The organism is Chitinophaga sp. sic0106 (assembly GCF_019219075.1).
Taxonomy (GTDB): Bacteria; Bacteroidota; Bacteroidia; order Chitinophagales; family Chitinophagaceae; genus Chitinophaga.
On record NZ_JAHUWJ010000015.1, the window covers coordinates 105,132 to 121,327 of the forward strand.

A 16,196-nucleotide genomic window follows, 5' to 3' on the forward strand; every position below is an offset into this window, starting at 1 on the left:
CGTTGTATTTCATCTCCCCAAAAAATTAAATTCATGAACGAAACAATTGCAAAAATACAGTCATACCTGAAAGAGCTGCAAGGTTCTACAGACAAATATATTGCTGAAGCACCAGCGCTGATCGACCGCCTTTATGCAACCAACAGTACCACTGGTGGTAAAAGACGCCCTGAAAAAGTGAACGACAGTTCATTCCTGTACATCAGGTCATATGGTACTGATCTCGGTGTACGTCCGTTTAGTAACATTACTTTCTGGAACTCACCGGATATAACGGTAACGCCTATGGCGAATCCTGGTGCACCCACCACAGCGTTGCAGGCTGGCCAGCAGTATAATATCCAGTGTACGGTTAATAATCGTGGAGACATTACTGTTCCTACCGCCAAAGTGGAATTTTTCCTCTGCACACCATCGTTGGGCTTTGACACCCGTTATGCGGAGAACATTGCACTCACACAACTGGATAGCTTTCTCCTGCCACTGAGCAGCGGCAGTGTAAACGTACCTTTTGATGTACAAAATCATCAGGCTGGGCACCGTTGCCTGTTTGCACGTACGTATTCTTTCAGTCCGCTGGACAAGCCCATCAGCCTGTACGGCCTCGATCCAACTATCGACCGCCACATCGGACAGAAGAATTTGAACATTACCGGTCAGGCGCAGAACTACAACTTCCAGCTGATTCATACTGCCAATGCTCAGGAAAATATCAAGTTTGTACCGCTGTCAAAAGATGAGATCATCGGACTACAGCACCCGGCGCTGGGCAACTTCCGCTTCCGCGAAAATGCCGCCGACCTGGTAAGCAAACTGGTTCCGGTGCTGGAAAGTAAGGGTGCTGAAAATGTAACCCTGAAAGCTGGTCGTGCAGGCTTTGACGTTATCAGTCAGAGTAAGGAGGGCATGAGTGTGGAAAGACAGCAGGCTATCCAGAAGCAGGTAGATGCGGCGATTGCGCAGATCTACCGCGGTGCCGCTCCTGCCAACTCTTTCAAAGCCTTGTTCAAGGAGTTCAATGCGATCTTCGACAGCAACAAATGTTCAAAGTTCAATCTGAAAATTCCTGATTTCGGACTGGCCGCCGGAGAGGCAATTGCAGTGAACATTGTGAACACCAATGTAGGAACCGGCAAAGTAAAAGGTGGGATTACCCTCATCATTACGGGAAACAAATAACAGTGAATGCTGTAAAAATAGAAAAGCGCCTGGCTGGTTTGCCAGGCGCTTTTTCGTTTATTTCAAACACAAATGCTGAATTATTTTTTCGCAGCTTTCAGGCTGAAACCAATTTCAACATCTTTGCTGATCATCCAGTTTTCAGGGCTACCGTCAGTTTTGTAGCTGATACCCCAGGCAGAACGATCAATAACGAATTTTGCGTTTGCAGTAACTTCTGCGTCAGTAACAGTGATTTGTGCAGGGAACGTGATGTTCAGGGTGCTGTCTTTCAGGGTAAGGTTACCGCTGATCAGGTTAGTAGCACCTGGTAACAGGCTCTGACCTTTGGTGCTGTCGAAAGGAGCAACAGCAGTGATCACAAACTTAGCGGTTGGAAACTTTGCAGCATCGAAGAAGTCGGCACTTTTCAGGTGACCGTCCAGATCAGTAGATTTTTTGTCTGCTTCGGTTACAGCAGCAGGATCTGTGGTCAGGGTGTTCATGTTAACTTCGAAGTTACCACCGGTTACTGCGCCGTTTTCCACGTTCAGGGTACCGTCGGTTACTTTGATAACACCAAAGCGAGGTGCGAAACCACCTTTGTGAGTTGCACGCCAGGATACGGCGGCAGTAGTGGTGTCAATAACATAAGCTGTGCCGGTGGCTACAGCTGCTTCTTGTTTTGCTTCGGTCTTCGCCGCATCGGTCGAAGCACCGCCACAAGCTGCCAGAGTGAGCAGCAGCGCGAGCGCAGGTACTGTTTGCTTCATAAATTTGAATTTATTACATATATATTAGTGCACAAAAATAGGTTATTGTCGTCAATTGTACCTACAAGATATCGAAATATGTCAATACTTTAACAATTCTGAAAATTGGCGCGTTAAAATCTCCGGTTTTTACATGATAAAAAGCTGAACCAATATCCAAATTAAGATCGGCTGATACCCACCGATTTACATCCTGAACTAACAAATTAATCAATAAAAAGGACGAAATTCAGCAATAATAAATAATATCAACCAAATGAGAACCTTGCTTTTATTGTTAATGCCAGTAATACTATTGTGGTCGTGCAAAAAAGATGACACCATTCCTGCGAATGAAGATGTAACCCAGGGGAGCCGATGGGGCATCATCATCGGGAGCACCCCGGAACAGGTGTATCAACAACTACAGACGCTACAGAGCCCCCTACGTGTAAAATCTGTATATCGCATCCCCCGAACACAGTATGAAAAAATCGCTGATTTCAAAAGCGATCCAACACTCTACAATAGGTTCCTGATACATGGGGTGGACTCTGCCGGCGTAGTAAGCATTGATTACGAGCAAAGCATCACAAAAATTATGTGGTCCGGACCAGATGGTACTTACAGCCTTGACAAATGGCCTGCTAACACTGATACGTACTTAACAGTTGGAGATTCAGCTACTGTGATACAATCCAAAATGAGTAAAATCTTTGAGAAGTGGCCATACCACGCCAGATATGAAATCGCTACAGGCAGAAAACCACTCTCAGCCGGTTTTGATGTTGAAATGAAGAAGTGGAATTTATGGCAGTTTACGGCCAGTGCGTTGGTAACGTCCGAGACGTTTGGTGTATATGTAATATCATTATATTTCAGCAGTAATAAACTCAGCCGGATAAATATCCAGTATATGGAAGATCCTGCCGTGATTAAGTAGGATAGCTAATTTGGAGACTTCTTATTGAACAACAGGGCAGCGCAAATGGCGCCGCCCCTGTTGCATTTATAACATTATTACAGATTCAATTTTGGAAACCTCTTTATAAAAAGTAATTACTTCTTCCTCATCTTTTACCGGTACTACCACGCTAAATGACCTGTATTTCCCCTGGGAGGAGTTATTTTCAGTGATCTGTGCATCTGTGCCAGCAAATACCGCCAGGACCTGATCATGTTTCTGATCATCCACTTTCACAATAAACTTGAAGGTATAGTTACAAGGGAAACTCACATTTTTCTGCAGCAGCGTCCTGAAGTTCTCATACGGATCTGCACCGGTGTTGGCATTATTTGCGTTTGTACTCATATGCTTTCGTTCTATTGACGGGGTCGCCCCTCAGTTAAAAAATCAACTACGAAAATAGGCAGAATCGGCGAAAAAACCCTGCATTACGCCCATTTCTATCTCTATGGAAAATGCATTGCCAAAATAAAACATCTGATGTTTACACAAACATCATACCTTTGTAACATGGAACACCTACCTAAACTCTCTGATAAGGTGATCAGCGCCATTCAGAAAGACATATCCCGGGGCAAATACAAGCCCGGCACTAAAATCCCGGCAGAGCCGGAGCTGATGGAACAATACGGTGTGGGCAGGTCTACCATTCGCGAGGCTATTAAAACGCTGGCCAACAGCGGCATACTCCGCGTACAGCAGGGCGCCGGCACGTTTGTGAACAACGACATCCAGCCGGAGTCGCTGGACCAGCGGCTGCGCCGGGCCGACTTCGAAGAAATCAACCAGGTACGCCGCATGCTGGATACGGAAATAGTGAAGCTGGCCGCGGAACACCATACTGCCGCCCAGCTGGCAGCCATAGAAAAGCAGTTGCAGCTGCGCAAAGCGGCAATCATGGCTAACGACAACCAGGCCTGCACCGACGCCGATATTGCCTTTCATACGGCTATTGCCAGGGCTACGCAAAATGAAGTGCTGGCAGACCTCTACCAACGCTTCACCGTGGTGATACGGGATTTCTTCAGCAAACGCGATAAGAACGGCGTGGGCCACTTCGCCATCAGCCATCACCTGCATGAACAACTGTACAAAGCCATCAAAGCAAAAAAACCGAAAGCCGCCTTGCAGGTAATGCAGGAAATTATTGACAACAACTATTAACCCATGACCGTCTTAACTTTTACACTGATCATGCTCGCAGCGGCCTATGTGGCCGGCCTGCTGGGTTCTCTCACCGGCCTGGGCGGCGGCGTAGTACTCATTCCGCTGCTAACACTGGTATTCCATGTAGACATGCGCTATGCCATAGGCTCCGCACTACTGGCCTCTATTGCCAATTCATCCGGCGCCGCCAGCGCCTACATCAAAGAAGGAATCACCAACATCCGCCTGGGGATGTTTCTCGAAATAGCTACCACCATAGGTGCGGTATGTGGTGCCGTGATTGCGGTTTTCACTCCTACCAACACCATCGCCATCCTCCTCGGCGTTGTCCTGCTCTTCTCTGCCGCCATGACACTGCGTCGCAAAAACGAACAGGCGCTGCAACAGGGCAGCCGCCTATCTCACCTGCTAAAACTCAACAATAGCTACCCTACCAAAGATGGGATAGTACATTATGAACTGAAAAATGTTGCCGGAGGCTTTGGCATGATGCTGGTTGCCGGTGTGCTCTCCGGATTGCTAGGTATCGGCTCCGGCGCACTCAAAGTACTGGCCATGGACTCCACCATGCGCATTCCTTTTAAAGTGAGCACCACCACCAGTAATTTTATGATTGGTGTAACAGCAGCAGCCAGCGCGGTGGTTTACCTGCAGCGTGGCTACATTGTTCCGGATATTGCCTTCCCGGTGGTACTGGGCGTGCTGGGCGGAGCATTCACCGGTGCGCGTTTATTAAAGGTGATTAACGCAAGTACCCTACGCTATATCTTCTGCGCAGCCATCGCCTTTATAGCGCTGGAAATGATGTATAATGGCCTTCACCATAAATTTTAACTGCAATGAGCTTTATAAAAAAATTAGTGGATAGAGATGTGGAAGTACTCGTGGGCAAAATGCTGCGGTACGGCGTATTTACAGCCAGCGGCATCGTACTGGCAGGGGGTATCTTCTACCTGATACAAATGGGCAGTGCCCTGGTACCCAACTACCAACACTTCCACAGTGAAGGAAAAGAATTTACCACTTTCAGTGGTATCCTAAAAGGAGCCGCCACCTTTAGCAGCACAGAAGTAATTCAACTGGGGGTAATGGTACTGCTGGCCACACCCATCCTGCGGATTGTGATGTCGCTGGGGGCGTTTGCGTTAGAAAAAGATAAGCTGTACGTAGGGATTACTGCACTGGTATTGGCGGTGATCTTGTTTAGTATGTTTGGGGGATTGAAAGTCTGACCCTGCGGCAGTCTTATCCCCGCCCGCGGCGGACATAAGACTGCCGGCTAATGCTGGAACAACGTTCCCGGATTAACCGGCAGTGATGCCGCTATATCGTAAGTTCCAGCTTTTTCGCCAGAAACCCGCTCCCGTATACTGCCGTTACCTTATCCCCCTGCTTCACGCCTTTGAGCTGACTCACCGGCACTACTGCCGTATAGTCGTTGCCGTTAGCAGGTTTCAGGTTTACGGTTGTTTTAACTTTGCCATTTACCAGCAACTTCACTGGCAGGGTTTGCCCCGGCATCAACGGCGCTTGCCAGGTGATTTTCAAACCATCTTTTTCACGGGTAAACGCCTGCGGGCGGTTATCGTACCAGTTGAGCACGGCCAGACTCACATTCCATGCAGTATTGTGGTTTACCCAGCCTTCCAGGTGACGGTCCTTCCCGGTTGGATTGAAGGGGTACATTTCTGTACCTGGCACACAACTGATGGTACCGCGGCACAATTCCAGCCGTGCCGTTACGTTTTCATGATAACCCCTCGGATAACCTTTGCTGATACCGGTAAAGCCCATTTCAGGATGATGTGCAGCATGCACGTTCAGCGGATTACGGCCGTACAGGTTATCGAAGTGAGAGAAAGCCAGCTGCTCCAGTCTTGCCTTTTTGCCGGCATCTTTTATGACAGCGGCAGCGAGCAGTGCGGAGGCAGGGAAGCCCGCCACATTACCCACCTCGTTCATTTCCGGAACCGTCCAGTTACTATCGAGGTCATAGCGCCTGAAATCCCAGGCATTTTCGGATCTGCTGATGGCCACATCTGCCCACTCAGTAATCTTTTGCTGTAAGCCGGCAGGTGCTTTGTCGGGATATTGCAGCTGGAAGGTGGCCAGGCCCGTCATCAGGTTGTATTCACTCATGCGCTGCCCTTTGGTATTAAGCGGCACCTGCAGCGATAAGGAGTCGATGATCCAGGCGGTTTGATTATAGGCTGCCTGCATGAATTTAGCGGCATCCGGGAGCTGTTCCCGCCTGGCCACTTCATACATCAGCAGATTAGGCAATACCGAAAAACCAGGTGCGTGGCGGCCTTTCGTAGTGCCTACTTCCCGCTGTATATCCAGTAACCCGATTTTTTGCCAGTTGTTTAATGTGAAATCAAGTACCTGGCGATAATATTTTTGTGAGAACCATTGCTGTAGCTCCGGACAGGCATACAGAAAATAAGCAAATTGTGCCAGCGTTTGCGGATGCAATTGCTTCGGCAACGGATCACCGCTAGGGTCCTGCGTTTCAGGGTTCACCATGTAGTAGCCAAGCCCCCAGTGCAGGTCCATAATAACATCCGGCACTCTTTTGCCCAATGGTTTTTCTATGGTCGTAAAATACTTTTTAGTGGCAGCCAGTGCGCTTTCATCATTACGCTCCTTGGTAGGTTTATAATCCGCACTAAGCACCATTGCCTTCAGGCTATCGTAAGAGATAGTAGCCGGCAGCTCCGTATATACTTTCGGGTTAGAAAGATACATCCAGATCAGCGATGGAATCTCGTAGGAATAATAAGTACCATCCCTCCAGGGGCAGCCACCATAGGCCGAATGGTGCGTGCCCGTCATGCTGCGGGAGTCATTCATAAACCATACCGATGGCAGAAAACCTGCCCGCTCCAGCTGGTAAGGGGCTACAGAGAAGGGATAGGAAACTCCTTCCGGCAAACTACCTCCCTGTGCATGAATCACATAGCGTTTACGTGTATCCGTTGGCGTAAAGGCGGTAAAGTCTCCCAAACCATTACTGGCAGTACCTTTAAATAACGGGGTATTATCCCCTTCTGCGGTGATGTAAAAGGATACAGTTCCCTGCAAAGCCGTAGGCACAGTAAAGCGTTTGGGGGCATTGGTGTTATAACCCGTCTGATTTACACATACCCAGTGGGCATCCGGCGTAAAGCTGGTTTGAGCCGCAACGGGGCCACCGGCAGCCAAGCCCGCCGCTATGATCAGTGAAGTAAGGAAATGCTTTGGCATAAAGTAAAATTTTAGTAACATCTGATGGCGAACAAGCCCGCCGGCGTACCGCCATGCGTGCCTTGCAGGTGCAGCGTTAAACTGCCCGTATGCAGCGGCTCCTTCAGCTTAATCCGGTGCAGCGACTGATGGTTATCCGTCACCTTCAGCACCGCCTCTTTTTTATCGTTACATAACACAAACGACTGTACGCAGAAAGGCATCGCCGTTTCAGGATGATGGTAAATTACATTCTCCATCGGATGATCAAAGTCGGTATCAAATACCAGCTCTATCTCGCGGATGGTTTGCTTTTCGGGCCAGGTGAGCGTAATGGCAGGATCGGCATCCCCTTCTGCCGCCAGCCAGATATTTGGCTGATGGGTAGGGCGATTGATCCCGTTCCGGATATTTTCCGCACCAAACAAGGCAATGCCTTCCGGTATCACCAGCGCCAGGTTTTTACCTGCCGGCCTGCGTTCCGGACACCAGAACTCAAATGCTTCCACGCCGATATCTTCCGTTGGTACCTGCGCACCGTAGTTAGACACGGCCGGATTTGTTTTATTGAACACCGTCAGCACACCACTAACCCTATCACTGCTGCTTTTCAGACTGATCAGCGGATTCTTCATAAAACACAGGAAGATATAATTATCCTCCGGCAATATTACATCAAAGTTGATCGTCAATTCCTGCGCACCACGTATAACCGGTACCGTTAGCTCCTGTAAAATTACATCAGGCGTATGGTGCACCTGCCGGCTACTGGTACGTAAGGATATCACCAGCTCCGTATCTTCCTGTACCTCAGCAAATACAGTAACAGCAGGTATTTGACCGGCCCTGAGCGGTAATAGCTGGCCCATAGAGGCATCCAGCTTTATAGTACCACCATCTGGTGCTAATTCCTTCAATATATATTCACTGCTGGCAGTAATGGCTGCACCTGCCACCAGGTCCTGCTGATCAGCTGCCACCAATTGTGGTATGTACTGACCATTGCGCACCAGCGCTACCTGCAGCTCCTGCATTTTATCTTCCTGTAATAACGCCCTCGGCTGTACGTTGTGGCGGGTACACAATACCGCTGCCATTCCTGCTGCCTGCGCTGCACAGGCGCTGGTACCCATCACGCGGCTGGAGCCAAATGCCACATGTGTAGCACTGATGATACGCCCTGCCAGCAACAGGTTGCCGATGTTATGACTGTACATGCTGCGGAATGGAATCTGGTACACGCCCTTACTATGCCATTGGTTACAGGCAGGCTTTTCGCTAAACACGCCATCAGCAGGGTGCAGGTCGATAGACCAGCCACCGAAAGCCACGGCATCTTTGTGCGTGCGCTGTTCTACAATATCCTGCTGGCAAAGCATGTAATCTCCTTCAAAGCGGCGACTCTCCCGCTTACCGGGAATCTGCCCCACCCATTCCAAAGTCATGGTTTCCGCTTCCGGAAATTCGCCGGAATTTTTAATATAGTTCCAGATACCGTATACTACTTTCCAGAGCTCCCACTTGATGGCTTCAGTATCATGCACAGTATCCAGGCGGCCACCATATTCCAGCCACCAGAACTGGCAACCCTGTGCCTGTGCGTTAATGCGTTTGTAACGCGGGATTTCAGTAATATCTTTAAGGGCATATGCCGGTGGTACAAACTTCACCGGGCGACCTGTATCCTTTGTATAGAAATAGAGCGAATGCCCCAGTAATTCACCATATTCCTTGGAGGGCGCAAACTTCTCCCCAAACTCTGACTCACTTTCTGCGCCCATGCGAAAGGCGGCACCAGCCAGGAAACCTACCACACCATCACCGGAAGCATCGCAAAACAAAGGGGCTTTCAGGTGATATAAAGTGCTGTTCTGACTACAAAACGCTGTAACGGATTCAATGGTATCATCACCGGATTTCTGCACCTCAAAGGCAGCTGTATTCAGCAGCAGGGTGATGTTTGGTTCGTTGGTTACTTTTTCCAGCAGGATGGTATCGTAGATCAGCGGATTCCCTTCGGGGTTGCGCCAGATATTTTCCGTCATGATTTCATCGATCACGCCTCCTTCCCTGGCCCAGCGATTGTTATTACCCATATGTGAGGTAGCACCCAGTACCCACAAACGCACTTCGCTGGAGGAGTTCCCTCCCAGCACAGGCCTGTCCTGTACCAAAATAACTTTTATCCCTTCTCTGGCTGCGGTGATAGCGCAGCATACACCTGCTAAACCACCGCCTGTAACTACCAGATCTGCTCTATATTCCGCTGTTTTTAATTCCCGGCTTTCAATGGACTGTTCTTTCAACATAAGCTTGATTTTTTATCCTGCAATCATCAGGATGCCACATTATTTTCTTGAATGATTCTGTTTCCCGAGGGAGTATGTATTTGTTTTAATTTAAGCTTGCGCAATGCCAGCAATGGAATGCCGGCGGCCAGTAATACCACTGATGCAATCACGGCTACCAGCACTTTTCCGGTAGCAGCCAGGGCACACAGTATAAACAGTAATACTGCTGTAAATGCGAGGGAGAAGGCAATGACGCGTAGTCCGAAAACATTCTGCCGGTGAATAGCGTCTACTTCTTCGGGCGACTGCGCAGCAGCCTGCTCTTTTTGTTGCTGGCGGAAAACCTTGTACTGCTGGTAATCCACTGATGGTCCTTTACGTGCTGCCAGTACAAATTCGTATAGTAGTAACAGTAAGAACGGTAAACCTGCGCCCAGCAACATTTCCTGGGAGCGCGACAATTTCAGGGCACTCACCATCGGCACTAAAAATTTAAACACCAGGTTCACCGCCAAACACAGCGCTGAAATGATGTAGGCTACACGACCCGTGAGCTTCTTCGAAAACAGTGCCCACAGCGGTGGCAGTAAGGTTGGCCCACCGGTGATGGCAGCAATACTGATCACCACTTCTATCATCCCTCCTACCATCGGTACCATCAGTGCAATACCGATCATGCCGATGCCCAGCAACAATCCGGACAGGCGTGCAACGCGGATCAGCTGTTTGTCGGTAGCGCCGGGATTTACCACGCCCTTGTAAATATCATTGGTGATAACCGCAGAAGTCACGTTCAGCGTGGTGTTAGCCGTTGCCGAAGTGGAAAAATACATACCCGTCAGCATCAGGCCCATAAGCCCCGGCGGAAGCACCAGCCGGCATACTTCCAGGTAGGCATTTTCTGCATTGAGTCCCGCCAGTGCAGGATTGATGCTTTTATATATCATGGGTGGCAGCATCCAGATGACAGGACTTATGAGATATAGTCCGGCAAACAGCAGCGCCACTTTCCTGGCCGACTTCGGCGAATCCACGCTGGTATAGCGTTGCACGAAAGTCCAGTTACCACCGATATAGCTGATGTGGTATAACGCGAACGCCAGTATGAAACCGAAGGTATACTCACCATTGACGAGGGAGAAAAAATCTTCCGGTACGTTTTGCGTAAACTGTTGCCAGCCGCCGGCATGGTCGAGCGACAATGGCAGCACCAGCATCACCGCAGCCGTGAGTATTACAAACTGCAGAATGTCCGTTACCATTACGGCCCAGAGGCCACCCACTGCGGTGTAGGCAATCATCATAAGTCCCAGTACAATGGTGCAGGGCACCAGCGGGAACCCTAATGATACGCTTACCAGTTTAGCCACCGGATATAGCACCGCGCCTTTATTTACGAGTGATACTATCAGGAACGTATATACGTAGAATTTTTGTACCGGAGCGCCGAGGCGCTGGCGGATGAATTCTGCGGCGGTCAGTGCGCCGGTACGTTTCCAGCGGGGTGCCAGCAGAAAGGCCGTGATTAGGCCTCCCAGGCACATGGTCCACTGAATAGTGACGGATACGAAACCGTATTTATAGGCGATACTTCCCCAGGCCACAAAGGTGCCTGCTGAAAAGAAACTCATAAAGAGCGAGAGGCCCCCAATGAACCAGGGAACAGCTTCTCCCCCTGCAAAAAAGGATTTCATATTCCGACCGGTACGGGCGAACAACAAGCCTATTACCAGCACAAAGGCAGAAAACACAAATATGACGCCTGTATCTATCGTTGATGTACTCATGAGCGGATTTTAATAATTTTCAGTCCATACGCAGGAATCGTCACTTTCCAGCTGTTGCCGGTCAGCGCCTGTTTCTCCGGTTTTCCATCAGCACCCAGCAGCTCCACGTGTTTAGTATTTTTCAACTGATTGGGGGAGATGTTAATCACGCTTTGCTGCGTGTCATCGTCGTTATTGAGCAGCATCACATATACGGTGCGCTGGTCGGTACTACGGGCGCAGAGATAGTCCACATACGGGTTCCCGGCTGTCAGCATACCATCCGGCATATACAGGTTGGCAGCGGCGCCCAGCACTGTACCCGGCGCAAAGCCATAGCTGGTATGTGGTCCTACTTTCGGCGTTACAAAGCCTTGCGGAAAACTGATTTGTTTATTACTGCGTAAGGTGATTTCTGACACCAGGTAATCGGTGAGTAGTCCCACCTGCCACCAGGCGTGGTGCGGGTAAGGACCTGCACCTTTGTTCATCACATCCCAGTAATAGGAGGCTACCTGTGTGGGCTGGTCTACAAAGGCATCGCGGCCCAGCACAGCGGCACGCGCCATGTTGATGAAAAGGGAGTCGTGCGTAAGGCCAAACATGCGTACAAACATACCGGCGTGGCTCGCCAGCATAATTGGTCCGTGCGGATTGGCAGAACCAAGGCTCCCCCCGTGTTCAAAGCTCAGGCCTGTCTGCGTAATTTCCCAGTCCTGCCGCTGTGTACCTTTCACGGTTTTTTGTTCTGTGGAAGGTATCGGGTGGGTGTATATAGATGCCGTGTAAACTTTTGCTGCGCTGACAGCGGCATTTTGATAACGTTTATCTTTTGTGAGGTCGTACAAATCCAGCATGGCCTGCACGGTTTGGGCGGTGGCAAAGTCGGCAACAAAGCGGGTATCACCGCATACGCCGAGGTAGGCGCCTTTATCCACTCCGTTTTTAATTTGCCAGTCGGCTCCTTTGCGGGCGGCTGCCAGGTACTTTGGATCTTTCAGGATACGGTAGGCTACCAGCAGTCCGTAGAAGGTGGGCCTCAGATCCGGTATATCCGTAAACGTTGGTCTGGTAGCTTCGTCGTAGGCTACTTCCCAGTGGCCATCGCTATGTTGCCATTCCAGCAGTTTATCGGCACCGAGGCGCAGGCGCTGCTGTAATGCCGTGTTATGGGGCTCAAACAGGAGGATATTGCCGATATCCAGCATGGTGTAATAGGTGAGCGCGATCGGCTCTACATAGTGCCCCCATTCCTCTGTAAATCGTTGTCTTTTCCAAAGGTAGTACTGCCCTACTGCGGCGCCCTGGAAAAATCCGGGTTCTTCCTGTTGCTGCACCAGTTTAAAGTTGAGTGCTGCGGGCAGGCGGTGTCTGAGCAGGGTGGTATCTTTGGTGATATTGGCCAGCATCCACATAGCACCGTAGTCGGAGTTTTTCATGGCATCGCCGGAGGAGCCAACCACGCCGCCCAGGTATTGCTGCGCGCCTATTTCCAGGCCTTTGTAGGTGAAGGTACGCCACATGGAAGTACTGTCGTTACCGAGGTAATGCAGCATAGCCATGATTCTGCCGGTGAGGGAGGTGCGTGTATTTTTCAGCTTCAGGAAATCCGGGAAGCGATATACATCGTTGATGGCGTGTTTGTAAACGGTATACCAATCCGCCGCTTGTACGGTGTAGCGGAAGGAAAAGGTGCGTTGCTCACCTGCACGCATATACGAATCTTCCTGGCCCAGCACCGGGTGATAGGCGACGGGAGTATACTGCCCGGCGCGATTCATCACGGAGAGGCCTAGTTTCCACTGGCTGTGAGTGTTGCGGTCGTTCTCCCAGGGATCGCGGCCGGTGCCGGGATCGGGGATTACTGCCATGGTGATGCCATTGCTGCTCACGAGCGGACTCAAGGTAGAAGCGGCACGTTCCCGGAATACCACGGGTTTGTTCGGGATGCCTTGTCCGTATGCGTAAGCCAGCACCAGGTCGGGTTCTATCGTGTTGCTCTGGAAGTAACCCGGCACCATGGCAAAGTCGGGCTTATTTTTCGCTACCGTTGCCAGCGTAGGAGAGGCAATGGAGTAATAGCCTGCTTGTTTGGCGGTGAGGGTGATACTTACCAGGATATCGTTTTCATTTTTGTTATCCAGTTTCCAGGCAGATGTGATGTTACATTCGGCATTATCTGCGCGGAATTCCAGGCTGCCATTGGATGACGTGGCTTGCGACGGAAAGAACCGTATCGCCTTTCCTGCGGTGTTCATGGCCACCGGGCCCAGGTTGCGTTCCCAGTTTTTGGTGAGGTAGATATAATCTTTCAGTGGGAATCCTCCGGGGTGGGAATCAGCCAGGCGCATATCCGGGACGGTGTCCGGCTTATCGGCCGAGTAGATCACCAGATACTCTCCGGAAGGCTGCGACAGCTGCCGGCCGCCAGCGGTAATATGCTGGAGCTGGTAGCCCTGGTTAGTTTGCTTCCATTCCAGCAGCAGGCGGTTGTTTTGTAGTCGCTGCTGCGCGAAAAGTCCGGGTGTAATAAACAGTGATAATAGCAACAAGCAATTTCTCATACCAAACTATTTTTTCACGGCGTCTGCTACAGTTGCGCCGATATGGTTTAATCCGTTTTGATTATAGTGGATATCATCTGTCATCCAGTGCTTAGCGGGAAACTGAGGCGTATCGCGGTATACGATGAATACCTGCGGCATGGTCTGTGCCAGCTCCGCCTGTATTCTCCGCACTTCGTTGAAGCCGGTTTCCGGGTGGCCTTTGTAATTGCCTGTTTGCACAATGTAGAAGGGAAGCCGGGCACCCAATGCTTTTCTGAAACGGCGTATCAGATCGCTTAAGGCCGCCTTGTATTCGTCCGGTTGCAATACACCGCTGTTAATCGCATTGGCATCTCTCTCTCCCTGTAACCAGATGATACCCTTTAATGAACCCTTTGAAAGGGCCGCTGCTGCCTTTGTTTTGGCAACAGCGGCGTTAAAGAGATTCCCGGAGATATCCCAGGTATCCATATCCCCAAGGCGGGCTTTCTGGTGACAGGAGGCACCTCCTCTGGCTGCCGGCACAATGATAACGGTGTCGCCTGTACGCTGGTGAAAGGCATCTGCAAATGCCGGCCACATACTGCCTGTGGTTGCCTGCTGGAGATACTGGTAATTTTCTCCTGCCGGGTCCTGCAAAGGCACAAGGGTGTTATGTTCCCATTTATATTCCCAGGCCGTTTGCGGCGCAGGATGTACAGACGCACTGCTGTCCCCCTTCCCTACTGCATTGCTTTGCCCTGCAGCCAGGAAAATACTACGTTGTGCCGTTGACGTTAGTGATATACCGGTTAACAATACCATCAGGCTATTTCCAGTCAGGATTCTGATCCAGCTTGTCATTCGCGTTCACTTCTGATTGAGGAATCGGGAAATATTTATTTCTTTTCTGTGGTGCCCTGGTTGGGAACACATCATTCACTGCTTTCGGCACTACCTGCTGGTAGGTATCGGTGCGCGATAAATCGTACCAGCGGTCACCTTCACCAAACAGCTCCCAGCTGCGCTCCTGCAATACTGCTGCGATAAACTCAGCAGCACCAAGGCCAGTAGGAAGTCCATTTAGTCCGGCACGCAATCTAACCTTATCGATATACGTATAGGCTTTATTGGTAGGACCATTCAACCTTGCTTCTGCTTCAGCAGCAATCAGGTATACATCCGCCACACGCAGAATCGGAATATTGGATGCGTGTGCATTGCCGATGGAATTAGGGTCCGCATACTTTCTCATCAGCACCCCTTCCTTGGTAATTGGTGTGATAGCAGATTGCGGTACAATTACGCCTTGTTTATTTACGTAGTTGGTATCCAGGAGAGCACGGCGTTTATCTTTTGGATCAAAGGATTTGAAAAAGGAAGGGTACACAAATGCAGAGCCAAAAGAACCTTTACCGTAGGCAGGAGCCGCAGCGCCCGTAGGGCCATACAAGCTCATGATTTGTGAGGTACGGCCATTAGCCACAGACTCAGCTTCAAAAGCCCAGAGGTTTTCCTTGCGGGCCGCATCTTCTTTTGTTACATCGAAAACATCCTGGAATTCATCCATCAATCCGGTGCCGCTGCCGGCATTGATTACTTTTTCTGCTTCCTGGATGGCAAGTGCGTAGTTTTCCATATACAAGGCAGCCTTTGCATGCAGGGCCTGTACGGCCTGTTTGCACGGACGACCTTTTACCAGTCCGGCACTGTAGTCAGGCAGTAATGCTTCTGCTGAATCCAGATCCTGGAAGATTTGTTTATATACATCCGCCTTAGGGCTCTTGGGCACATAAGCATCTGTCAGCGTTTGGCTGGGTTTAATTCTGATCACCACATCACCGAAAGTTTTGGTCAGCATCCAGTGGAAGAAAGCGCGGAGGAAATACGCTTCTCCGAGGATCTGGTTCTTACGGGTGTTGTTCGACATCACGGTGTTCGGCACTTTCTGCAAAATCCAGTTGGCGTTTTCTATGCCGCCATAGCTGTTATTCCATATGTCTATCGGAGATTCGTTTGTGCGGCTAAAACTCACTACCGCGCTGTATTGCGGGTCAAAGCTGAACAGCGTATATGTATCTCTCCCTACCACCGGACGAGGATAAATCTGATCAGCGCTTAAATCTGCCACCAGCAATGGCGACGGACCTGCATACAGATCTGCCAGTTTGCTGTACACTGCGGCCAGTGCGGCCTCTGCATCCTCAGCCGTTTTATAGAAACTTTCTGTATATATTGAAGAATAAGGTGTTTCTTCCAGCTTGCTGCAAGCGTAGCAGGACATTGCCAGCAAACCAATCACGCTATATTTAAGTATACTTTTCATGCGAATTACAATTTAAGAA

Annotated in this window: 13 protein-coding genes; 5 read left to right on the top strand and 8 right to left on the bottom strand. The window is 50.0% G+C overall.

What is annotated here, in order from left to right:
* The first annotated feature begins 33 nt into the window (after window positions 1-33).
* The gene (locus KW844_RS20655) at window positions 34-1,179 is read left to right on the top strand and encodes a hypothetical protein (protein WP_218378684.1); all 1,146 of its coding nucleotides are present in this window, start codon (window positions 34-36) and stop codon (window positions 1,177-1,179) included.
* An 80-nt stretch (window positions 1,180-1,259) separates the two neighbouring features.
* Here KW844_RS20655 and KW844_RS20660 read toward each other — a convergent pair whose 3' ends face one another.
* A complete protein-coding gene (locus KW844_RS20660; RefSeq protein WP_218378685.1) occupies window positions 1,260-1,931 on the bottom strand; it encodes a YceI family protein in 672 nt (223 codons plus the stop codon).
* A 256-nt stretch (window positions 1,932-2,187) separates the two neighbouring features.
* On the opposite strand from KW844_RS20660, the gene KW844_RS20665 reads away from it, so the two are divergent.
* Complete coding sequence (locus tag KW844_RS20665; protein ID WP_218378686.1) at window positions 2,188-2,853, top strand: hypothetical protein; 666 nt, start codon at window positions 2,188-2,190, stop codon at window positions 2,851-2,853.
* 66 nt (window positions 2,854-2,919) lie between these two features.
* Here the strand turns inward: KW844_RS20665 and KW844_RS20670 are convergent, their stop codons facing one another.
* Window positions 2,920-3,222 (bottom strand): DUF493 domain-containing protein, encoded by a 303-nt coding sequence (locus KW844_RS20670; RefSeq protein ID WP_218378687.1) that lies wholly within the window; start codon window positions 3,220-3,222, stop codon window positions 2,920-2,922.
* A gap of 165 nt (window positions 3,223-3,387) precedes the next feature.
* On the opposite strand from KW844_RS20670, the gene KW844_RS20675 reads away from it, so the two are divergent.
* Genes KW844_RS20675 through KW844_RS20685 form a run of 3 tightly spaced genes read left to right on the top strand, consistent with a single transcriptional unit; the run spans window position 3,388 to window position 5,276 of the window.
* Window positions 3,388-4,041 (top strand): FadR/GntR family transcriptional regulator, encoded by a 654-nt coding sequence (locus KW844_RS20675; RefSeq protein ID WP_218378688.1) that lies wholly within the window; start codon window positions 3,388-3,390, stop codon window positions 4,039-4,041.
* Window positions 4,042-4,044: 3 nt separating this feature from the next.
* Window positions 4,045-4,878, top strand: coding sequence for a sulfite exporter TauE/SafE family protein (locus tag KW844_RS20680; protein ID WP_218378689.1), 834 nt, complete (start codon window positions 4,045-4,047; stop codon window positions 4,876-4,878).
* Window positions 4,879-4,883: 5 nt separating this feature from the next.
* Window positions 4,884-5,276 (top strand): DUF1634 domain-containing protein, encoded by a 393-nt coding sequence (locus KW844_RS20685; protein WP_218378690.1) that lies wholly within the window; start codon window positions 4,884-4,886, stop codon window positions 5,274-5,276.
* A gap of 91 nt (window positions 5,277-5,367) precedes the next feature.
* Here the strand turns inward: KW844_RS20685 and KW844_RS20690 are convergent, their stop codons facing one another.
* Genes KW844_RS20690 through KW844_RS20715 form a run of 6 tightly spaced genes read right to left on the bottom strand, consistent with a single transcriptional unit; the run spans window position 5,368 to window position 16,177 of the window.
* The gene (locus tag KW844_RS20690) at window positions 5,368-7,290 is read right to left on the bottom strand and encodes a hypothetical protein (RefSeq protein ID WP_218378691.1); all 1,923 of its coding nucleotides are present in this window, start codon (window positions 7,288-7,290) and stop codon (window positions 5,368-5,370) included.
* A gap of 11 nt (window positions 7,291-7,301) precedes the next feature.
* Window positions 7,302-9,578 carry an FAD-dependent oxidoreductase gene (locus tag KW844_RS20695; RefSeq protein WP_218378692.1) on the bottom strand — a complete coding sequence of 759 codons (2,277 nt, stop codon included), beginning with the start codon at window positions 9,576-9,578 and terminating at the stop codon, window positions 7,302-7,304.
* A gap of 26 nt (window positions 9,579-9,604) precedes the next feature.
* A complete protein-coding gene (locus KW844_RS20700; RefSeq protein WP_218378693.1) occupies window positions 9,605-11,347 on the bottom strand; it encodes a sodium:solute symporter family protein in 1,743 nt (580 codons plus the stop codon).
* A complete protein-coding gene (locus tag KW844_RS20705; protein WP_218378694.1) occupies window positions 11,344-13,890 on the bottom strand; it encodes a glycerophosphoryl diester phosphodiesterase in 2,547 nt (848 codons plus the stop codon). The genes KW844_RS20700 and KW844_RS20705 overlap by 4 nt, the downstream gene beginning before the upstream one ends.
* Window positions 13,891-13,896: 6 nt before the next feature.
* Window positions 13,897-14,715 (bottom strand): sialate O-acetylesterase, encoded by an 819-nt coding sequence (locus tag KW844_RS20710; protein WP_218378695.1) that lies wholly within the window; start codon window positions 14,713-14,715, stop codon window positions 13,897-13,899.
* Window positions 14,681-16,177 carry a RagB/SusD family nutrient uptake outer membrane protein gene (locus tag KW844_RS20715; protein WP_255578558.1) on the bottom strand — a complete coding sequence of 499 codons (1,497 nt, stop codon included), beginning with the start codon at window positions 16,175-16,177 and terminating at the stop codon, window positions 14,681-14,683. The genes KW844_RS20710 and KW844_RS20715 overlap by 35 nt, the downstream gene beginning before the upstream one ends.
* Between the last annotated feature and the right edge of the window lie 19 nt (window positions 16,178-16,196).